The 20,565-nt window shown below is 73.1% G+C and carries 17 protein-coding genes and 1 pseudogene; 9 read left to right on the forward strand and 9 right to left on the reverse strand.

The annotated features are described in order from the left end of the window. Positions 1-56 precede the first annotated feature (56 nt). From ACIQJT_RS04060 to ACIQJT_RS04070, 3 genes are all read right to left on the reverse strand, one after another. Positions 57-1,421: an FAD-dependent oxidoreductase gene (locus tag ACIQJT_RS04060; RefSeq protein WP_402639625.1), complete on the reverse strand. Its 1,365-nt coding sequence runs from the start codon at positions 1,419-1,421 to the stop codon at positions 57-59. A 133-nt stretch (positions 1,422-1,554) separates the two neighbouring features. Beyond that, on the reverse strand, positions 1,555-4,341 hold the full coding sequence (locus tag ACIQJT_RS04065; protein ID WP_402639627.1) for a SpoIIE family protein phosphatase: 2,787 nt from the start codon (positions 4,339-4,341) through the stop codon (positions 1,555-1,557). Between the two features lie 85 nt (positions 4,342-4,426). Further along, the gene (locus tag ACIQJT_RS04070) at positions 4,427-7,486 is read right to left on the reverse strand and encodes a SpoIIE family protein phosphatase (protein WP_402639629.1); all 3,060 of its coding nucleotides are present in this window, start codon (positions 7,484-7,486) and stop codon (positions 4,427-4,429) included. Between the two features lie 204 nt (positions 7,487-7,690). Here ACIQJT_RS04070 and ACIQJT_RS04075 point away from each other — a divergent pair, with 204 nt between their 5' ends. The 6 genes from ACIQJT_RS04075 to ACIQJT_RS04100 all read left to right on the forward strand — a co-directional run bounded on the left by ACIQJT_RS04075 (position 7,691) and on the right by ACIQJT_RS04100 (position 13,753). Then, positions 7,691-8,338, forward strand: coding sequence for a transcriptional regulator (locus ACIQJT_RS04075; protein ID WP_402639631.1), 648 nt, complete (start codon positions 7,691-7,693; stop codon positions 8,336-8,338). 10 nt (positions 8,339-8,348) lie between these two features. Then, positions 8,349-9,323 carry an ornithine cyclodeaminase family protein gene (locus ACIQJT_RS04080; protein WP_402639633.1) on the forward strand — a complete coding sequence of 325 codons (975 nt, stop codon included), beginning with the start codon at positions 8,349-8,351 and terminating at the stop codon, positions 9,321-9,323. Positions 9,324-9,328: 5 nt separating this feature from the next. After that, the gene (locus tag ACIQJT_RS04085; protein WP_402639635.1) at positions 9,329-10,570 is read left to right on the forward strand and encodes a DSD1 family PLP-dependent enzyme; all 1,242 of its coding nucleotides are present in this window, start codon (positions 9,329-9,331) and stop codon (positions 10,568-10,570) included. A gap of 287 nt (positions 10,571-10,857) precedes the next feature. Next, positions 10,858-12,663: an acyl-CoA dehydrogenase gene (locus ACIQJT_RS04090; RefSeq protein ID WP_402639637.1), complete on the forward strand. Its 1,806-nt coding sequence runs from the start codon at positions 10,858-10,860 to the stop codon at positions 12,661-12,663. Positions 12,664-12,759: 96 nt separating this feature from the next. Next, positions 12,760-13,122, forward strand: coding sequence for a metalloregulator ArsR/SmtB family transcription factor (locus ACIQJT_RS04095; RefSeq protein WP_365459586.1), 363 nt, complete (start codon positions 12,760-12,762; stop codon positions 13,120-13,122). Then, on the forward strand, positions 13,115-13,753 hold the full coding sequence (locus tag ACIQJT_RS04100; RefSeq protein ID WP_402639639.1) for an SRPBCC family protein: 639 nt from the start codon (positions 13,115-13,117) through the stop codon (positions 13,751-13,753). The genes ACIQJT_RS04095 and ACIQJT_RS04100 overlap by 8 nt, the downstream gene beginning before the upstream one ends. 15 nt (positions 13,754-13,768) lie before the next feature. On the opposite strand, the gene ACIQJT_RS04105 is transcribed toward ACIQJT_RS04100, so the two are convergent. Then, complete coding sequence (locus tag ACIQJT_RS04105) at positions 13,769-14,407, reverse strand: lipoprotein (protein ID WP_402639641.1); 639 nt, start codon at positions 14,405-14,407, stop codon at positions 13,769-13,771. 88 nt (positions 14,408-14,495) lie between these two features. Between ACIQJT_RS04105 and ACIQJT_RS04110 the strand changes: the two genes are divergently transcribed. Together ACIQJT_RS04110 and ACIQJT_RS04115 are read left to right on the forward strand one after the other, a co-directional pair. Then, positions 14,496-15,278: a maleylpyruvate isomerase family mycothiol-dependent enzyme gene (locus ACIQJT_RS04110; protein WP_402639643.1), complete on the forward strand. Its 783-nt coding sequence runs from the start codon at positions 14,496-14,498 to the stop codon at positions 15,276-15,278. 127 nt (positions 15,279-15,405) lie between these two features. Beyond that, positions 15,406-15,933, forward strand: coding sequence for a hypothetical protein (locus tag ACIQJT_RS04115; protein WP_402639645.1), 528 nt, complete (start codon positions 15,406-15,408; stop codon positions 15,931-15,933). A gap of 160 nt (positions 15,934-16,093) precedes the next feature. Here ACIQJT_RS04115 and ACIQJT_RS04120 read toward each other — a convergent pair whose 3' ends face one another. Both ACIQJT_RS04120 and ACIQJT_RS04125 read right to left on the reverse strand, forming a co-directional pair. Beyond that, on the reverse strand, positions 16,094-16,657 hold the full coding sequence (locus tag ACIQJT_RS04120) for a hemerythrin domain-containing protein (protein WP_402639647.1): 564 nt from the start codon (positions 16,655-16,657) through the stop codon (positions 16,094-16,096). Positions 16,658-16,708: 51 nt separating this feature from the next. Continuing rightward, positions 16,709-16,927 (reverse strand): annotated as a pseudogene (locus tag ACIQJT_RS04125) (hypothetical protein); the annotation flags it as partial. A gap of 504 nt (positions 16,928-17,431) precedes the next feature. On the opposite strand from ACIQJT_RS04125, the gene ACIQJT_RS04130 reads away from it, so the two are divergent. Beyond that, positions 17,432-18,622, forward strand: coding sequence for an amidohydrolase (locus ACIQJT_RS04130; RefSeq protein WP_402639649.1), 1,191 nt, complete (start codon positions 17,432-17,434; stop codon positions 18,620-18,622). Positions 18,623-18,665: 43 nt separating this feature from the next. Here the strand turns inward: ACIQJT_RS04130 and ACIQJT_RS04135 are convergent, their stop codons facing one another. Genes ACIQJT_RS04135 through ACIQJT_RS04145 form a run of 3 tightly spaced genes read right to left on the reverse strand, consistent with a single transcriptional unit; the run spans position 18,666 to position 20,331 of the window. Further along, complete coding sequence (locus tag ACIQJT_RS04135) at positions 18,666-19,391, reverse strand: metallophosphoesterase (protein WP_402639651.1); 726 nt, start codon at positions 19,389-19,391, stop codon at positions 18,666-18,668. Next, positions 19,388-19,660, reverse strand: coding sequence for a BON domain-containing protein (locus tag ACIQJT_RS04140; RefSeq protein WP_365462401.1), 273 nt, complete (start codon positions 19,658-19,660; stop codon positions 19,388-19,390). Before ACIQJT_RS04140 ends, ACIQJT_RS04135 begins: the two co-directional genes overlap by 4 nt. Further along, positions 19,657-20,331 (reverse strand): nucleotidyltransferase domain-containing protein, encoded by a 675-nt coding sequence (locus tag ACIQJT_RS04145; RefSeq protein WP_402639653.1) that lies wholly within the window; start codon positions 20,329-20,331, stop codon positions 19,657-19,659. The genes ACIQJT_RS04140 and ACIQJT_RS04145 overlap by 4 nt, the downstream gene beginning before the upstream one ends. Positions 20,332-20,565 lie beyond the last annotated feature (234 nt).

Consider the following 20,565-nt stretch of genomic DNA (forward strand, 5'->3'; position numbering starts at 1 on the left):
CGACGCCGGCCGCGCCGCCCCTGAGGGGCTTCGGCACGGCCGGCGTCGTGATCGGGTCAGGCGCCGCTCTCGCGCAGCATGTCCTCGCGCTCGACGAGCTTCACGCGCTCGCGGCCCTGGGGCTCGCCCAGCGCCTTCTCGGCGGCGTCCAGCCTGTACCAGCCCTCCCAGGTGGTGAAGCGGACGTTCCGCTCGGCGAGGAACGCGTCCACGGCCTCCGGCTCGGGCGAACCGGGCGTCTGGAGACGGTCGTTCGCGAAGTCGTCCAGCAGGTTCGACACCGTCTCGTTGGCGTCGCCCTTGGTGTGGCCGATGAGGCCGACCGGGCCGCGCCGGATCCAGCCGGTGACGTACGTCGACTGAAGGTGCTCGCCGCTCTCCTGTATGACGCGCCCGCCCTGGTCGGGGACCGTGCCCGAGTCGATGTCCCAGGGCAGCTTGGGCAGCTTGTCGGAGAGGTAGCCGACCGCGCGGTAGACCGCGGTGACGTCCCAGTCCTTGAACTCGCCGGTGCCCTTGACGTTGCCGGTGCCGTCCAGGGCGGTGCGCTCGGTGCGCAGGCCGACGACCTTGCCGTCCTCGCCGAGGATCTCCGCGGGCGACTCCAAGAAGTGCAGGAACAGCTTGTGCGGGCGGTCGCCGACGTCGCGGATCGCCCAGTTCTCCAGGGTCTTGGCGACCATGTCGGCCTGCTTGTTGCCGCGGCGGGTCTCGATCGAGCCCTCGTCGTAGTCGATGTCCTCGGGGTCGACGATGACCTCGATGTTGGGGGAGTGGTCCAGCTCCCGCAGCTCCATCGGGGAGAACTTCGCCTGCGCCGGGCCGCGGCGGCCGAAGACGTGGACCTCCAGCGCCTTGTTGGCCTTCAGACCCTCGTAGACGTTCGGCGGGATCTCGGTCGGCAGGAGTTCGTCGGCCGTCTTGGCGAGGATGCGGGCCACGTCGAGGGCGACGTTGCCGACGCCGAGCACGGCCACCTTCTCGGCCTCCAGCGGCCAGGTGCGGGGCACGTCCGGGTGGCCGTCGTACCAGGAGACGAAGTCAGCGGCACCGTAGGAGCCGTCGAGGTCGATGCCCGGGATGCGCAGCTCGCGGTCGGCGGTCGCGCCCGTGGAGAAGATCACGGCGTCGTAGAACGCGCGCAGGTCGTCCAGGTTGATGTCGGTCGGGTAGTCGACGTTGCCGAACAGACGGATCTGCGGCTTGTCGAGCACCTGGTGCAGGGCCGTGATGATGCCCTTGATCCGGGGGTGGTCCGGAGCCACGCCGTAACGGATCAGTCCGAACGGGGCCGGCATCCGCTCGAAGAGGTCGATGGAGACACCGGGTTCGGCGGCCGCATCGGACTTGAGCAGCGCGTCGGCGGCGTAGATCCCGGCGGGGCCGGCTCCGACGATGGCTACCCGCAGGGGGCGGGGCATGATCAGGTTCCCTTCGAGCGGTGACAGATCAACTCGAGGGAAGCCTAAGCTAAGGCAAGCCTAAGTCGGTACGCGGGTCCGGTCTATGAGCTCATAAGATCACCTTATGGGTGGTCAAAGCGCGCCCACGGGGTCACGGCAGCGGCTGTTCCGCCCAGATGACCTTGCCGGCCGGGGTGTACCGGGTGCCCCAGCGCTCGCTGAGCTGGGCCACGAGGAACAGCCCCCGGCCGCCCTCGTCGGTCATGGCCGCGTACCGCAGATGCGGTGAGGTGCTGCTGCCGTCGAAGACCTCGCAGATCAGCATGCGGTCGTACAGCATGCGGACGTGGATGGAGTCGCCGCCGTAACGGATCGCGTTGGTGACCAGCTCGCTCAGGATCAGCTCCGTGGTGAACGCGAGCTCGTCCAGACCCCAGCGGGCGAGCTGCCGGGACACGGCCGCCCGTACGTCGGAGACGGCCGCCGGGTCCGCGGGGACCTGCCACTCGGCGATCCGGTCGGCGGCGAGCGCCCGGGTGCGGGCCACGATCAGGGCGATGTCGTCGGTGGCCCGGGACGGCGGCCGCGCGTCCAGCACGGCCCGGGTCGTGTCCTCGGGCGACGGGCCCGCCTGCGCCAGGGAGGCGCGCAGCAGCTCCAGTCCGACGTCGATGTCGCGCTCCCGGTCCTCGACGAGCCCGTCCGTGTACAGCACCAGGCGGCTGCCCTCGGCGAGTTCCAGGTCGGCCGTCTCGAACGGCAGGCCGCCCAGGCCGAGCGGGGGACCGGCGGGCACGTCGGGATACTCGACGCTGCCGTCGGGGTGGATGAGGGCGGGCGGCGGATGGCCCGCGCGGGCGATGGTGCACAACCGGCTGACCGGGTCGTAGACGGCGTACAGGCAGGTCGCCCCGGTGACCGGGGAGTTGCCGCTCTCCTCCGCCTCGTCCTGGTCGATGCGGGCGACCAACTCGTCGAGCAGGGCGAGCAGTTCGTCGGGCGGCAGGTCGAGTGCGGAGAAGTTGTGCACCGCCGTGCGCAGCCTGCCCATCGTGGCCGCCGCGTGCAGCCCGTGGCCCACGACGTCACCGACCACGAGTGCTACCCGCGCACCGGACAGCGGCAGCACGTCGAACCAGTCGCCGCCCACCCCGGCCTGCGCGGGCAGGTACTTGTAGGCGATGTCCAGGGCGTCCTGCTCGGGCAGCCGGCGCGGCAGCAGGCTGCGCTGGAGCGTCACCGCCATGGTGTGCTCGCGGGTGTAGCGGCGGGCGTTGTCGATGGAGACCGCGGCCCGCGTGACGAGCTCCTCGGCGAGGGCGACCTCCTCGGTGTCGAACGGCTGGGGCTTGTCCGAGCGCCAGAAGCTGACCGTGCCCAGGACGAGGTTCCCGGCCCGCAGGGGGACCGCGATCAGCGAGTGGATGCCGTACTCCATGACGTGGGCGGAGCGCTCCCGGTCCTGCGCGTGCCACCCGGTGGCCTCGGCGAGCCGCGGCTCCAGGACGGCCCGGCCGCTGCTGATGCCGCGGGCCTGGGGAGCGGAGTCGACCAGGGGGATGCGCTCGCCGACCTTGAACAGCGGCGCGTCCTCACGGATGCCGCTGAGCGCGGTCCGGCGCAGGGTGGTCGCCGCCTCCGGCTGGCCCCCGCTGAGCACCGCGTCGAACAGGTCGACGGTGGCGAAGTCCGCGAACCTCGGCACGGCGAGCTCGGCCAGCTCCTCGGCGGTGCGCGTCACGTCCAGGCTCGTGCCGATGCCCACCGTGGCGTCGTACAGCATGTCGAGGCGCTCCCGGGCCACCTCGGCGCGCCCGGACAGGGCCCGCAGCTCGGTCGAGTCGCGCAGGGTGGCGACACTGCCCGGGGGACCGCCCTGGATGTCGGTGGGCCGCTGGTTGACGGCCAGGAGGCGGTCCCTGACCCGGTGCACCTCGTCGGTGGCGACCCGGCCGGAGGCCAGCAGCCCGGCGGTGTCGGCGGGGAGGGCGAGGTCGAGGACGTGCCGACCCTCGGCGTCCGCGGGCAGGTCCAGCAGCCGGTGCGCCTCGTCGTTGGCGAGCAGCAGCCTGCCCTCGCCGCCGACGATGAGCACGCCCTCGCGCACGGCGTGCAGCACGGCGTCGTGGTGCTCGTACATGCGGGTCATCTCGTGCGGGCCCAGCCCGTGCGTCTGGCGCAGCAGCCGTCTGCTGACCAGCGCCGTGCCCGCCGTGGCCAGCGCGAGCCCGACCGCGGCGGCCATCAGGAGCAGCGGGAGCTGCTGGTTGGCGGTGCCGCCCACCTTGGCGGTGGTGATACCGGCCGACACCAGGCCCACGACCTTGCCGTCGTCCTTGATCGGGACCACCGCCTGCACGAGCGGCCCGATCGTGCCGGTGATGTCCTCGGTCACCACGCGTCCGGCCAGCGCGGGGGCGATGTCCCCGACGAACTTCTTGCCGATCCGGTCCGGCTTGGGGTGCGTGTACCGGATGCCGTTCGTGTCCATGACGACGATGAAGTCGACGTCCGTCGCCCGGCGGGCCGCCTCGGCGCGCGGCTGGAGCACCGCCGAGGGGTCGGGGCTCCTGAGGGCCTCCACGGTGCCGGGGGCGTTGGCGAAGGCCTGGGCGACCGCCACCGAACGGTTGCGGGCCTCGACGGTGCTGTCGTGCCGCACCTGGAGCACCAGGGCCACCACCGCGGCCACCACCAGCAGCAGGACGATCACGACCTGGAGGACGAACACCTGCCCGGCCACGCTGCGGCCGCCGACCGCCGCCCGCAGGGCTCCCGGCCGCCGCGTCCGGGCCCCGTCGCGCTCCACCCGCGTGGGCGAACTGCCCTTCAGCGGGCCCTCGTGCCGGTCGTGAGCGTCGTCGGGTGTCTGCGGTGGGCGGGGACCGCCGGGGCGACGGGCCGACCCGCCCCCGAAGCGGCCCAGGAGTCGGACCATGTGCCCATGTCTACACTGCCGCGCCCCAGGAGGCGAGGGTCGTCACACGGTGTGACAGAACATGAACAAACCCGCCAGACCGTTCTCACAGCGACTTGGTGGGTGCCGCCCGCCGGGTGGCGAGCAGCAGCGCGATGTCGTCGGGGCGGTCCAGGGCGTGCCGGGCCTTCGCCGTGAGCCGGTCCGCCACGCCCGCCAGGAACCTGCTGCCCGGCCGGGCGGCCGGAGCGCCCGCCCTCGCGAGGGCCACGCGCAGGGCGGAGATGCCCTCGTCGATGTCACTGCCCGGCCGTTCCACCAGCCCGTCGGTGTAGAGCGCCAGGATCGCGCCGGGCTCCACCCGGAGCTCGGTCACCGGATAGCGGGCCCGCGGTGCCACCCCGAGCACCACCCCGCCGGGCAGGTCCAGGACCCGGGTGCGGCCGTCGGGGCTGCGGAGCAGGGGCGGGGGGTGCCCGGCGCGGGCCGCCCTGGCCACCCCGGTGGCCGGGTCGAGCCGGATGTAGCAGCAGCTTGCGAACAGGCCGGGATCGAGGTCGATGAGGAGGTGGTTGGTGCTGGCCATGACCTCGTCCGGCGGCCGGTCGCCGAGCGCGAAGGCCCTGACCGCGGTGCGCAGTTGGCCCATGGTGGCCGCCGCCTGCACCCCGTGCCCCTGGACGTCCCCGATGACCAGGGCCAGCCCGTCGCCGGACTCGACGACGTCGTACCAGTCACCGCCGACGTCCATCCCCGCGGTGCCCGGCAGATAGCGCCCGGTGGTCTCGAGCTGCGGGTGCGCCGCGAGACGGCGGGGGAGGAGCGCCTGCTGGAGGCCGCGGGCGAGCACGGTCTCCGACTCGTAGCGCTGCGCCTTCTCCATGGCGTGGGCGATGAGTCCGGCCAGCGCGGTGAGCACGGTGCGTTCCTCGGTGCTGAAGCTGCGCGGCCGGTCGAAGCCGAGGATGCAGGAGCCGACGGGACGCCCGGAGGCGATCAGCGGCAGGAAGGCGCGGGCGCCCTCGGCGGCGTCCAGGGGGATGCCGGGGTAGGCGGCGGTGAGCTGTTCCATCGAGTCGAAGAACAGCGGGCGGCCGGTGGTGAGGGTCTCCACGCCGGGCAGGCGCGCGCCCAGGTCCACGCCCTCGAAGGGGGCGAGGAAGCCCTTGGGGAAGCCCGTCTCCCATTCCAGGTACAGATGCCGCTCCTGGAGCAGGTAGATCGCGAGCCGGCGACCGCCGAACGCGGGCAGCAGCTCCCGCATCACGACCGCGGACACCTGCCGGGCGGTGACCGCCTCGGTCAGCGCGATGGCCAGCGCGATCGGCCGGTACAGGGGCGCCAAGGGGCTCCCGCCCGCCTTGCCGCCCTCCTGCCCCGCGGGACTGTCCGCGACCCGGGTCGCGGGCCGGACCGTGCAGGTCAGCCGGTCCGGACCGGGATGCACGGAGACGGCGAGCCAGTCGCCTTCGTACGACCGCGGGTCGGGCTCGGGGTCTGACGGGCGCGGGGGCGGGGGCGGCTCGGTGGGCCGGGAGGGGGAGGAGGGCGGTGCGGTGGCGTTCGGGGCCGGGGACTCGGGGCGGGGGGTGGGTGTGGGCGGGCGCGTGTTCCGGGCGGGGGGCGGTTGGACGGGTGGGGGCGTGGCGGCGGGAGCGGGTGGCGAGGGCTCGGCGTGGTGAGCGGGTGGTGGTGACCCGGTGTCCGGAGTGAGTGGCGGTGCTCCGGCGTCTGGAGCGGGTGTGGGCGGTGCGGTGTCGGGAGTGGGTGGTGAGGGTTCGGTGTGCCGGGCGGGTAGTGGTGCCCCGGCGTCCCGAGCAGGCGTCGTTGGCGCGGCGTCCGCGGCGAACGTGGGCGGCCCGGCGTCTCCGGCGGACCCGGATTCGGCGGCATCCGGCGCGGGTGGCGGTGACCCGGGGTCCCAGCCGGGCCGCGGGGGCCCCGCGTCCCACCCAGCTGGCGGCGTCCCCGTGTCGGCAACCGGTCCAGGCGCCCCCATGCCCGCAACCGATCCAGGCGTCCCCGTGTCCCGAAGGGTCGGCCTGGGTTCCGGCTCCTGCTCGGGTGGGCGGGCGAGGTGGAAGTGGACCGGGTCCGGGGTGAGGAGGGCCGCCCGCAGGTGGTCCTCGAAGTCGGGGCGGGCCAGCCAGGGCACGGCCTCCCACAGGTCCCGGCCGACGAGCTCGGCGCGGGGGCGGCCCAAAAGCTCGGCGGCGCGCGGATTCGCGTAGACGACCAGACCCAGCCGGTCCACGCAGAACACGCCGTCGGGCAGCAGGTCCGCCGCGGAGTCGGCCGTGGGGGCGGGGCCCGGGGCCACGACGACGCCCCGGACCGCGGGCGCGGCGGGCGGTTCGTAGGCGTTCCACAGGTCCAGCAGACGCAGGGCGCCGTCCGCGTCGCGCAGATAGAGGGGCAGCGCGGGAGGGCGGCCCGCGGCGGTGTCCCGCAGGCTGGCCAGGATGCGGTGCGCGTCGGACGGTGCCACCGCTTCGGCGAACGCCTCGACCGTGCCGGCGAACTCGCTGGGCGGCACGCCCAGCAGGGTGTGCAGGTCCTCGTCCAGGGTGATCCCGGCCGTCTCCGGGTCCCAGGCGAAGCGTCCGTGGCGTCCCACGGACGTGGAAGCGGTCGGCGGACGCAGGCACACCGGCTCGCCGTCCCAGGCGACCTGGTCCGGATCGCCGTCCTCCAGGGCCCGCAGCGCCTCGCCCAGCTCCTGGGCGAGGCGCACCACGCGGTCGCGTCCGGACAGCACCTCGGCGGCGTCGGTCACGGCCGGGCGCAGCACGGTCAGCACGCCGTAGGTCGAGGAACCGGCGACGACGGGCACGTAGAGCGAGCCGAACTGGAAGGGGAGCCCGGCGGCGAACTGCGGGTAGCGCCGCATCGTCTCGGTGGCGTTCGGCAGGACCACCTGGACTCCGAGCCGGTAGGCGTCGGCGACCGGGAAGGGGCGGTCGAAGTGCAGGCGCCACCAGGGACGGAACAATGGTCCGGGCAGTCCCGACAGGACGGCGAGCCGGAGCAGTCCGGGCGTGCGGGAGCGCAGATAGACCCCTCCGGCGTGGCCGCCGGCCGCACTGATCGCCTCCGTCGAAGCGTCGATCAGCAGCGCCGCCAACCGCCCGGCCGTCGGGTGTGCGTCCTCGGCGCTCCCAGTCATCGGCCCTACCTAGTCCGTGCACCGTCCCACGGGCGACACAGCAAGAATGCGCCACAACGACACCGGCCCGCACCCGGGCGGCCCATATGTACACCTCGCCCGTCGCGCTGGACAACCACCGGTCACGCTCTTAGGCTGCATATCCAGATCTAGACGATCAGTCTAGGCAGGTTCCGGGACGGAGCGCGGGTGGTGGAGGGCGTCGTGGACGGTGCGGACGAGCACCTCATCGGTACGGACGAGCACCTCATCGGTGAGGCCGAGAAGATCGCTGTGGCGCTCGGCCGGATGTTCCCGGGCCTGTGCGAGGTGGTCCTGCACGACCTCCGGGACCCGCGGCACGCGATCCGAGCGATCGAGAACAACCTCTCCGGCCGCCGGGTCGGGGACTCCGCGACCGAGCTGGGCCTGGCGCGCATCGCCGATCCGGAGTACCCGAGCGTCATCCAGAACTACCCCAATCGCTTCCCCGACGGCCGCCCGGCCAAGAGCACGTCCATCGGCATCAAGAACGAGGCCGGCGAGTACGTCGCGGCCCTGTGTCTCAATCTCGACGTCTCGGTGCTGTCCCCCGTCACGCTCGCCCTGGCCAACCTCGTGGCAACCGACACCGAGCACCGCGAGCAGCCCCTGGAGACGCTGCGGGACCGCACCACGCGCGAACTGCGCCGGACGGTCGAGGAGTGGGCCGCGGAGCGGGCCGCCACGCCCCGGTCGCTGAGCAGACAGGACAAGAAGGCGCTCGTACGACGGCTGCACCGGGACGGCTACTTCGACTCGCGGGACGCGGCGCAGACCATCGCGGACCTGCTGGGCGTCTCCCGGGCGACCGTCTACAACTACACGAAGTGAGGGGCCTCTCATGACCTCCGACGGACCGCACCCAGGCCCGCCGCCGACCGACCGCCCCCTTCTGCACATCCCGGAGGAGCGGACCGCCGCGCTCGTGGACGAGGACCTGGCCCTGGAGGCGGCCCGGGCCGCCTTCGCCGCGACGGTGGACGGCCCGGTCTTCCCCTCGCTCGCCGTGCACGGATCCGATCCGCGCAACCGGTTCAGCCTCAAGCCGTCCGCGTCCGCGACACACGCCGGCGTGAAGATCGGTACGTACTGGCCGGGCAACGGCGAACGCGGCCTGCCGCGCCATCACTCCGTCCTGCTGCTGTTCGACCAGTCGGTCGGCAGGCTCGCCGCCGTCCTGGAGGTCGGCACCGCGAACGCCTACCGGACCGCCGCAGCCGACGCCCTCGCGGTCGACCTGCTGGCCCGCCCGGACGCCACCACCCTGGCGGTATTCGGGACCGGTCACCAGGCGGCCTACGAGGTGCGCGCCGTCAGCAGGGTCCGGCCCGTCACCGAGGTCCTGGTGGTGGGCCGTACGGCCGGGCGTGCCGAGGGAACGGCTGCGGCACTGGCAGCCCAAGGCCACCGGGCCCGGGCCGCCGGTGCCGAGGAGGCCTGCGCCCTGGCCGACGTGGTCGTCACCGCCACCGCCACCCGCGACGACACCCCACCGCTGTTCGATGCCTCGTGGATCCGCCCCGGTACGCATCTGTCCTGCATGGGCGCCGATGCCCCCGGCAAGAGGGAGATCCCGCCCGAACTGTTCACCCGCGCCCGCGTGTTCTGCGATCTGCCCGAACAGGCCCGCCGTCTGGGCGAGAGCCGGCACGCCCCCGCGGACACCGTCCTCACCCCGCTCGGGCAGGTCCTCACCGGCCGGGCGGAAGGCCGTACCGCCGCCGGCGACATCACGGTGTTCGACAGCTCCGGGATCGGAGTGCAAGACCTGTACCTGGGCCTGGCCCTGCTCGAGAAGATGGACATTTCCCTGTGAGCCCGATGCACCCTGTCGACCCCGCGAGCCGGGTCGACCCCGCGAACCCCGTCCGCCCCGCGACATCCGCGGGTTCGGTCCAGACCTCCGCGGGCGTCGCCGCACGGACGCTGGCCGATCCCGACACGCCGTTCGCCGTCGTCGACGTCCACAAGGTGCGGCGCAACGTCGAGCGGCTGGCGGCCAGGGCCGAGCGGCTCGGTGTCACCCTGCGGCCCCATGTGAAGACGGCCAAGAGCCTTGACGTCGCCGCACTCCTGCGCGAGGGCGACCGGCCCTGCCCGGTCACGGTGTCCACCCTGGCCGAGGCGGAGTCGTTCGCCGACGGCGGGTATACCGACATCACCTACGCCGTGGGGATCGACCCCCACAAACTCCCGCGTGTCGTCGCCCTGTTGCGACGCGGGGTCACCCTGCGCGTCCTGCTGGACAGCGAGGAGCAGGCCGAGTCCGTGGCCGAGGCCTCCCGCCGGGCCGGGCTTCCCGTCCCCGCCCAGATCGAGATCGACTGCGACGGCCATCGCGGCGGTCTCAGGCCCGATGCGCCCGCCCTCCCGGCAATCGGCCGCGTCCTGCACGAAGCGGGCTGCCTGGACGGTGTGCTGACCCACGCGGGCGAGTCCTACTTCGCCTTCACGGCCGAGGAGCAGCGGCTGGCCGCGCGCAACGAACGCGACAGTGCCGTCACGGCGGCCGAGCGGCTGCGTGCTGCGGGCCTGCGCGTCTCCACCGTCAGTGTGGGGTCGACCCCCACCGCCCATGCCGCCGAGGACCTCACCGGGGTCACCGAACTGCGCGCGGGCAACTACGTGTTCTTCGACCTGGTGATGGCCGGCCTCGGGGTCTGCGACGTCGACGACCTCGCCCTGTCGGTCGTCGTCACCGTCATCGGCCACCGCCCCGAGTACGGGTGGATCCTCACCGACGGCGGCTGGATGGCCATGTCCCGCGACCGCGGCACCGCGGCCCAGGCCCAGGACCAGGGGTACGGCCTGGTCGCCGACCTCGACGGCCGCCTGGTGCCGGGACTGGTCATGACAGCGGCCAGTCAGGAGCACGGCACCCTCACCGCCCGCGACGGCACCCAGCTGCCCGACCTGCCCATCGGCACCCGCCTGCGTGTCCTGCCCAACCATGCCTGCGCCACAGCGGCCCAGCACCACGGTTACCACGTCGTCGACGGCACCCGGCCGGCGCCGGGCGCGCCGGTCGTCGAGGCCTTCTGGAGCCGCGTCAGCGGGTGGTGACCGGCCGACGGGTCCGCGCCAGCGCCCGGGTGCGGGTGCGGGTGCGGGTGCGGGTGCGGGTGCGCTAGGATCCCTGTCCCCCTGAACGCTCGTCAACAAGCAGGGTCGGCAGGGCACCTCGGAGGGGCAGGCGTAAAGTGCCGCGCGGGAGGGGTATCGCCCTTGTGCAGATCGTGGCTCGTGGTATTACAGAGGCCGTTTAACGGGTAACTACCACCCTGCGCGGCTGTTCAATCGTGGTGATGATCATGATGTGATCAGAGGGTGCCTCGGGCTACGTTGCCGCTGTGATCACCTCTCAACTCCCCGTAACGGCACCCCCGCTGACCGAGACGGCCGCGATCCGGCACCTCCTGTTCGGCGCGCAGGCCGAGATGCACGAGCCCTGGCGTCGCCTGTTCAGCTCCGACGTGTTCGCCTACCACGAGGGGCTGACCCATCAGGAGCGCACGGAACTCTCCTATCAACGCCTGCGCACGGTGAACGCGGCGGTGCCCGATCCCCAGGCCCTGGCGCGGGATCCGGTCGCCCTGGGCGCCCTGCACGAGTGGGCCGGGGTGGTGGACGCCGGCATGACCACGATCGCCAGCATCCACTACAACCTGTTCCTCGGCAGCCTGCTCGATCACGACCACGAGGGGCGGGATCTGGGTCCCTACCTGCGAATGGAGCGCCTCGGCACCTTCCTGTGCACCGAGCAGGCGCACGGCAACGACGCCGCCCAGATGGAGACCACGGCGACCCTGGACCGGGCCACGGGCGGATTCGTGCTCACCACCCCCACCCGGGGAGCCCGCAAGTGGATGCCCAACACCTCCGTGGCCGGCGGCCCGAAGGACGCCCTGGTGGCCGCCCGTCTGGTGATCGACGGCAAGGACCAGGGGGTCTTCCTCTTCCTGACCTCGCTGACGGACACCAACGGCCGTCATCTGCCGGGTGTCGAGGTGGAGTTGCTGCCCCAGACGGCCAGCAGTCCGGTCGACCACTGCGCCACCTCCTTCCACGGGGTGCGGCTGCCGCGGACGGCCATGCTCCAGGGGGACCACGGCAGGCTGACCGACGACGGCGAACTCGTCTCCTGCCTGGGGAGTCCGCGCAAACGGTTCCTGCGCTCCATCGGCCGCGTGACCATGGGCAAACTGTGCATGAGCGCCTACAGCCTCGGGGTGACGCGGCACGCCCTGACCGTCGCCGTGCGCCACGCCCACCAGCGGGTCACCTCGGGCATGACCAGCGGGCAGCGGGTGCCGCTGTTCTCCCATCGCACCCACCACGCCCCGCTCGTAGAGGCGCTCGCGACGACCTACGCCGCCACCCTGCTCCAGCGGTCGGTCGTACGGCGATGGGCGCGGGCGGCGGCGGAGGGGGAGCGCGAGGAGGCCGAGCGGCTGGTGGCCGTCGCCAAGGGCTGGATCACCTGGCAGGCCCGGTCCGTGATGACCGAGTGCAGAGAACGCTGCGGAGCCCAGGGCCTGTTGCTCTCCAACGGGATCGCCGGACAGCTCGCGGCCAACGAGGGCACGATCACCGCGGAGGGTGACAACACCGTCATCTGGGTCAAGGCGGCGGGGGAGATGCTGCTGGGCGGCTTCACCCCGACGCCGTCCAGCGAGGTGCCGCCGGCCACCCGGAGCCTGCACGACCCGGCCCACCTGCACGACCTGATCGGGGACCTGGAGCGAATACGTCACGAGCGGGCCCGGGTGCGCCTGCGCGCGAAACGGGCCGGCTCGCCCCTGGACCGCTGGAACGGCGCCTCCGGCGCGGCGCTGTCCCTGGTCGACGCCCACGTCCACCGGCTGGCCGCACAGGAACTGCTCGCCGCGGCCGCGCAGGCCGCCGACCCGCAGGTGGCCCTCCTGCTGGAGCACCTGCACCGGCTGTTCGCGCTGCGGTACGTGGCCGCGCACAGCGGTGAGCTGCTCGCGCACGAGCGGCTGACCGCCGAGCAGGTCCGGTACCTGCCCGAGGTCCTGGAGGCCACCGTCGCCGCACTGGTGCCGCATGCCCTGACGCTCACCGACGCCTTCGCCGTGCCGGACGAGATCGCGGCGCGCCATCCCATGCTGCGCGCCGAGCCGGCGCCTGCCTGACCCACGCCACGCCTTCCTGAGCCCGGGGGCCGCGGACCACTCCGCGACCCCCGGCCGCTTTTTAAGGCTTGGCTTATATAAGTGCAGAGTGGCATAGTGGGGCGCGTGCACGCGTTCGACGTACTCGGGGATCCGGTCAGGCGCCGGATATTGGAACTGCTCGCCGCAGGGGAGCAGGCGTCGGGCGAGGTCAGTGCCGTGATCCGGGACGAGTTCGGGATCTCCCAGCCGGCCGTCTCGCAGCACCTCAAAGTGCTGCGGGACAGCGGGTTCGCCTCCGTGCGCGCCGACGGCACCCGGCGGCTGTACGCCGTCGAGGCCGCCCCGCTCAGAGAGGTGGACGCCTGGCTGGAGCGCTTCCGCGGCTTCTGGGACCAACGGCTCGACGCGCTCGGAACGGAGCTCGCGCGGGGAAAGCGCGAGCGCAGGCTGCAAGGAGAGGTGAGCGAGCATGAGTGAGATCGCCGACGCGATCAACCGTACGCACCGACGGGTCGGCACCCGGCAGGTCGAGTCCGGCGAGGCCCGGACGGTCGTGCTGCGCCGTACGTACGACGCCGAGATCGCCGACGTGTGGGACGCGGTGACCTCCGCCGAGCGGATCGCCCGCTGGTTCATGCCGGTCAGCGGCGAGCTCAAGGTCGGCGGCCGCTACCAGCTGGAGGGCAACGCCGGCGGCGAGATCCTCGAGTGCGTGCCGCCCGAGCGGCTGCGGGTGAGCTGGCTGTACGGCCCCGACCCGGGCTTCAGCGAGGTAGAGGTGCGGCTCACGCCCGAGGAAGGCGAGCGCACGGTCCTCGAACTCGAGCACGTGGCCGTCGTACCCGACGAATTCTGGGACCAGTTCGGACCCGGAGCCGTCGGGGTGGGCTGGGACCTCGGCCTGTACGGACTCGCGCTGCACCTCGCGGGCGGCGGTCTCAGCAAGGAGGAGGCCGCGACCTGGCACACCACGCCCGAGGGCAGCGCGTTCATCACCGGCTCGGGCGAGGGATGGGGCGAGGCGTACGCCGTCTCCGGAGCGGACCGGGAGACGGCGACGCGGACGGCGGCCGCGACGATCGCGTTCTACACGGGCGCGGAGGGCTGACGGCAGGACGCCGGCTCAGACGGCCCGCAGGGTGCGCCGTGCGAGCTCGTACGCCGGGAGCATCTCCTCGTGCTCCTCGGTGTCGAGCCCGCCGAGGTGCACCACCACCGGCCCCTCCGCGGTGGTGACGGCGAAGGCGCTCTCCTTCTTCGTCTCCTCCAGGAGCTCACTGGTGTACAGGTACTCGACCTTGGCGCCGGAGAGGCCGCCGGACGTGAAGGCGCTGTACTTCGCGCCGCTCACCCCCTCCTCGGCCGCGACGAAGGCCTCCAGCACGGTCCGGGCGTCGGCGTCACCGGGCTTCCCGGCCCACACCCGCAGGAAGCCGATGTTGCCCGCGGGCTTCGCGTCGATCTCGCACGCCAGGGAGACGGGCCCCTGGTCCAGCGGCGCCTCCACCGCCTCGGCCTTCCAGCTCTTCGCCGTGTCGAAGGCGACGGGCAGCTCGCACGCCGAGCCCGCGGCGCCGATCGTGCCGCCGCGGGGCGCGGCCGAGTCGCCCGCGCCGGACGTCTCCGCCGACGCCGACGCCGACGGCCGCGTGGACGCTTGGGAGTCGTCTCCGTCGGCGGCCTCCGAACAGCCCGTCAGCACACCTGCCAGCAACGCCGCATGGGCCGTCCACAGCCACGTGTTCCCCGCCCTGACCAGCATGGCTGTGTCTCCCTCTATTCAGTGGTGGTCCCGGAGGGAGTCAGGTTAGGTGGCAGGGATAACGAATCGTGCAGCGAAGGGGGAAGCGTTGTTGACCTTCGAGGAGTACTGCGACGCGATCGTCGCCCAGACCGACCTGCTCGCCCGACACGTCAAGGGCGCCGATCCCACCGCCCCGGTGCCCACCTGCCCCGGCTGGGACCTCGGCCGGCTGCTGCGGCACGTGGGCGCTGACCACCGGTGGGCAGAGGAGATCGTACGCACCCGGGCCGCCGAGCCGACCGACGACGACATGGTCAACGACCCCGCGGCCTACGCTCACCTCGACGACTCGGCGCTCGGCGGCTGGCTCGTCCAGGGCGCCGCGGGACTGGCCGGTACCCTGCGCGCGGCCGGCCCCGACATGCCGGTGTGGACCCCCGCCGACGAGCAACTCGTCACGCAGACTTCGATGTTCTGGGCCCGGCGCATGACCTACGAGACTCTCCTGCACCGCGCCGACGCGGCCCTCGTGACCGGGGCGGAGTTCGAGGTCGAGGAGTCGCTCGCGGTGGACGCCGTCGAGGAGTGGCTGGAGTTCTCCACCGTCCCCGAGGCCTGGGAACCCCTGCCGGGCGTGCCGGATCTCCTCGGACACGGGCGGGCCCTGGGCTTCGACGCGGGGGCGGCGGGACAGTGGCTGCTCGACCTCGGCGGGGAGCGGCCGGTGTGGCGGCGCGGGTCCGGCGAGGCCGCCGTGCGCGTGTGCGGGCCGGTGACGGACCTGCTCCTGTTCCTCTACGCCCGCCCGGCGCCCGGTGTCGAGACGCGGGGGGACTCGGAGCTGCTGGATCTGTGGCTGAAGCGCACCCGGTTCTGGCTGGAGGTGTAAGGGCGCAGGGTGCCGGTGTGGCCGAGGCCACGTGCCGGGTGAGGCCGGAGCCATGTCGTCCTGGCGGGGGCGCGGGCTACCGTTTCGCGCAGTTCCCTCTCCCACCAGCACCTCGGACGGCCCGGCAGTGCAAGCAGATCTCTCCCCGGTCATCGCGGCGACGGCCCACTGGTTGACCCGCGCCTACCCGCCGGCGGGCGGCGCGCTGGCCGCCGCACTGTGCGAGGTGCAGGCCCGGCAGGCCGTCACGGTCGCCGCGTGGCTGCGCTATCCGACGGCGATGGACGCCGCTCTCGTCGGCATCGTGGGCCCGGGCGGTTCCGCCCGCCTCGACTGGGTCACCGGCGCGGACACCGCAGCCGACCGGGACGCCGAGGAGTACGCCTGGTGCACCTGGGTGGACGAGGTCGTGGCGAGCTGGGCGGCCTGTCTGCTCACCGACCCCGGCCTGGCCGCACGCGCGGTGGCCCGCATCGCCGGGGGCGAGCACACCAAGGGCTCCCCGGCCGCGTTCCGCCGGCTGCTCGCCCCGGACACGACGGACCGGAACGCCGCGGCCCTGCTCCGTCACCCGGACCTGCTCGCCGACGTGGCCGGTCTGCACCGCGGCGGGCTGCTGGACCGGCTGGGGCCGGACGAGGCGCTGGCGGCCTGAGGACTGAGGACTGAGGACTGAGGACGGGCGGCGGGCGGCGGGCACCGGGGCCCGGCCCGCGCGATGCCGACGCCGCCCGGTCGAGCTGCCGGCCGGAAAGGAGTCGTGGCCGTCCGATGCGGGCCGTGGCCGCCGGCGCCCCCGGCCGGCTCGCCGGGCCTCAGTCCTCCTTGCCGCGGCCCGAGAGGGCGTCCCGGAGCCGGTCGACGAGGCCGGTTCCCGGAGCGAGGAGCTTGTTCGCCGGAGGAGTGTCCGGGGCCGAAGGATGCGGGCGGGTCGGCGCCATCTTCTTGGCGCGGCGCACCTTGTCGCCCAGCTCGTTCAGCTCCTTCTCCGAGCACGCGACACGAAGCTGCGGGAAGAGGGTCTCCTCCTCCTCGGCGATGTGCGAGCGGACCTCGGTCATCAGCTCGCCGACGAGCCGGTCGAACTCGGGATCGTCCGCCTCGCAGCTCTCCAGGTCCTTCATGAGCTGCTCGGCCTTGGAGTGGTCCTCGATCTCCCGGTCGGCCATGGTGTTCCCGTTGACCAGGTGCTCCCGCACGGCCGGGTAGAGGTACTCCTCCTCCGCGACCGAGTGCCGGATGAGCTCCATGGTGACCTGGTCGGCGTAGACCTTCCGGTTCTTCTCGCCGGGCGCCAGCGCCTCGATCTTCCCGAACAGTTCCGCGACCTCGTGGTGATCCGTCACCAGCTCGTCGATGACGTTTCCTCCGTGTCCCATGTTCTTCACCTCCGTCCCCCGGGTGCCCTGCGCCGCACCCTCTATGCCTGGTCACAGGCTTGTCAGGGCCTGTGGGGACAGTTGTTTGACCAACGTGTCGGTCCAGCGCATCTGGCGCAGCGTCTGCGGGTGGCACGCCGACGCCGGCTCCAGCAGGCGTTCGTCCCGGGTCGCCTGTGCGGCCTGCGCGAGCATCTCCCAGTGCAGCGAGTTCTCCGTGGCGGCCAGGTGCAGGGCGCACAGGTCGTGCAGGAGAAGCAGGCCCTCCGGTCCCTCACCGGAGGTGGGTCCGGGAGTGTCGTCGTCGAGGCGCAGCCCCTCGGCCGCGGCGAACTCGACGAGCCGCCGGGCGTGCTCGCGCGACCAGTCATGACGTGCCTCCCGGCTCACCGTCCTGGGTCGCGTACGCCTGCCGCCCGCCGGCCGTGGCCGGCACCGAGCCGGCGTCCGACGGCGCCGAGGCCGTGGTGGTCGGCGCCGGCGCGTACCGTCCGTCCGCGCGGGCGCCCAGCGTGAGCGAGGCGGCCGCGGCCTTGAGCAGGGGCTGTTGGAGGCGGGGTCCCAGTCGGCGCCCCGGCTGACGCGGTCCGTCGCCCGTCCCCGTGCGCCCGCCATACGGCCGTCGACGACGGCGATGTCCATGGCGTCGAACTCCCGTTGTCCGCCCCGGAGTACCCGTGGCCCGTGGCCGGTAACGGTGCCCCGGGTGTAAGGCGGGCCGCTGGAAGGAACCCGCACCGGGACACATGCGTACGACGCCCCTGGGAGGCCGATGTGACCGACGCCGTGGACGACGTTCTCGCGCGAGTGCGCGGAGAGGTGGCCGCACGCGCGGATCGGCTGTGGGACATGGCGCGGATGCTGCACTCCGACCCGGAGTACGCCTTCGAGGAGCACCGGGCGGCCGCCCTGCTGTGCGGAGAACTCGAATGGGCCGGGTTCGAGGTGCAGCGGGACGTCGCCGGACTCCCCACCGCCTTCACCGCCCGCTCCGGCACCAGGACCCGCCCCGCGGTCGCCCTGATGCTGGAGTACGACGCCCTGCCCGGCCTCGGCCACGCCTGCGGCCACAATCTCATCGCCGCGGCCGGACTGGGCGCGGCCCTGGCCGCCCGAGCCGTCCTCGACCGCGACGCGGGCACCGTGTGGGCCATCGGCACCCCCGCGGAGGAGGGCGGCGGAGGCAAGGTCGCGGAGACCGACGCCGGGGTGTTCGACGACGTCGACGCGGCGCTCATGTTCCACCCCGGCGTGCACAACTGGCAGTGGGCGCCGCTGACCGCGCAGGCCCAGTACCGGGTCGGGTTCCGCGGGCGCGCCGCCCACCCGACCGGCAACCCCACCGAGGGCATCGACGCGCTCGCCGCGCTCATCCAGTTGTTCAACACGCTGGCCGTGGTGGGGCGCAGACTGCCCGAGGGCTCGCACGTGCAGGGCATCGTCACGGACGGCGGCACGGCGACCAACATCGTCCCCGAGTACGCGGAGGGCCTGTTCGGGCTGCGCGCGGTGACGACGGCAGCGCTGGAGGACCTGGCGGGGGAGCTGCTGACGTGCGCCCAGGGCGTGGCGCGGGCGACGGGCACGACGGTCACCGTGGAACGCGCCACGCCCCGCTACGAGCACTTCCGGGACAGTACCGTGCTCTCGGCCCGGTTCGCCCGGCACTTGGCGGGGACGGGCATCGCGATGACGCCGCCCGCGCCGGGCGTCTACCTGGGCTCCTCCGACGTCGGCAACGTCAGCGGCCGGGTGCCCGCCATCCACCCCTTCGTGGCGATCATGGAGGAGGACGCCTCCGACCACACCCCCGAGTTCGCGGTCGCGGCCGGCTCCGAGCGCGGCCGGCAGGTGATGCTCGCGGCGGCGGAGGCGCTGGCCTGCACCGCGGTGGAGGTCCTGCTGCGCCCGGAGTTGCGGGACGCGGCCTGGGAGGACCACGACCGGGCGTCCGTCCGCGGCTGAGGGGCACTCAGCCGGCGGGCGGACGCCCGGTCCGGTCGTGGTTTCAGTCGGCGTGCAGGTGGTAGACGTTGAACGCCCGCCGGATCACCGGCTGGGCCACGTTCCGCACCCGTACGCCGCCGGCCGTCATCCCGTGCTCCGTGCCCGCGTGGGCGTGTCCGTGCACGCTCAGGTCGGCCCCCGCGGTGTCGATCGCCTCGGCCAGCAGATAGCTGCCGAGGAACGGGTAGATCTCCGGCGGCTCACCGGCGAGGGTGTCGGCGACGGGGGAGAAGTGGGTGAGCGCGACCCGCCTCCGGCAGCCCTGCCGCTCCAGTTCCTCCAGTGCGGTGCGCAGTCCGTCCGCGCAGCGCCGTGAGTACCGTACGAACTCCTTCATCAGCGGCTCGCCGAACTCGCCGGCGCTGCGGCCCACGAACCCGCCGCCGAACCCCTTGGTGCCGGCGATGCCCACGCGGGTGCCGCCGCACTCGACGACCGTCCCCTCGCCCTCCAGCACCCGCACCCCGGCGTCCTCCAGGAGGGCGGCGACCTTCTCGGGCTGCTCGTCGTGGTGGTCGTGGTTGCCGAGGACCGCCACGACGGGCACCGGGAGGTCCCGGACCTCCTGGGCCACCACCCGCGCCTCCTCCGGTGTGCCGTGCCGGGTGAGGTCCCCGGCCAGCAGGAGCAGGTCGGCACAGTCGGGCAGGGTGTCGAAGGCGGGGCGCAGCACGCCCTGGCTCTCGAGTCCCATGTGGATGTCCCCCACGGCGGCGACGCGGATCACGGCAGCTCCTCCGCATGATCGGGCGTGGCGGTCTCCGCCACCACCACGTCGGTGTGCACGGACAGCCCGGCCAGCTCCTCGCGGACGGTGCGCAGCACGGTCTCCCGGCACTGCGCGGACGGCACCGTCCCGGTGACCACGACCGCCCCGGCCCGCACCTCGGCGCGCACTCCCAGCTCGCCGAGTTCCTCCGCGGCGAGCCGGTCGCGCAGGTGGGCGACCCGGTACTCGATGTTCTCCTCGGAGTGTTCGGGCGCGGACCCGTTCATGACCGTTCCTCCTCGCTCCTCGGCGCGATGACCTCCAGCCGTTCCAGGAAGTAGAAGAACGCGTCCGGCATCGGCGCGTCCCCGCAGTCCCGGCGTACGGCGTCCCAGTCGACCTTCTCGCGCAGTGCGCGGGCGATCGGCAGGACGGCACCGAAGTCGCAGTGGTGCTCGGAGAACGCGGACAGCAGGCTGTGCAGCAGGTCGGTCGGCGACAGCACGGGCATGAACACCGAGTCCACCGAGAGTTCGTCGGCCCGCGCGAGCAGTTCCCGGGTGACCGGCTGGTGGGCCAGCTCGAAGATCAGGTCGACCTGCTGGCCCATGCAGTCGGCCTTCAGCAGCCAGTCCTCCGGAGGTGTCCGGACCTCCAGACCCGCCTCGCGCAAGGTGTTGGCCACGGACTGCGCGTCCTCGGGGAGGATGGCGAAGTCGACGTCGTGCTGGAGATTCTGGGCGCCGCCGTGCGCGTACACGGCGACGCTGCCGGCAAGCGCGAACGGGTGCCCTTCCCGTTTCAGGATCGCGCCGACCTGCTTGGCCGCCTCCAGGATCGCCTGGTTGCGGTCGACAGGCAGACTCGCGGCGAGCGCGTCGGCAGCGCTCCCCGTGGCGAGTCGCAGTGCGGCGGCGCCTCCGTGGCGGTTGACGTCGTCGTCGGCGTGCTGCGTCATCAGTGCCCCCTTCCTGGTCGGCCCGCACCCGAGGGGCCGTGACGGCGAGGTCCGGGTACCCGGGGTGAGTGCTTCGACACGGTGGCACCTCGGGGATGGGCAGGGGGCCGGGCGAGACGGCGGGGCCTGGGGAAGGGCAGGGTGGCCGACCGGCCGTGGTGGTGGGTCGATCGTCGGCTGCGGGTGTGTGGGGGTGATCGCACGGTTCCCCCTGGGCGGGAACGGCCAGGTGGC

It is taken from the genome of Streptomyces sp. NPDC091972 (genome assembly GCF_044756385.1).
Taxonomy (GTDB): domain Bacteria; phylum Actinomycetota; class Actinomycetes; order Streptomycetales; family Streptomycetaceae; genus Streptomyces.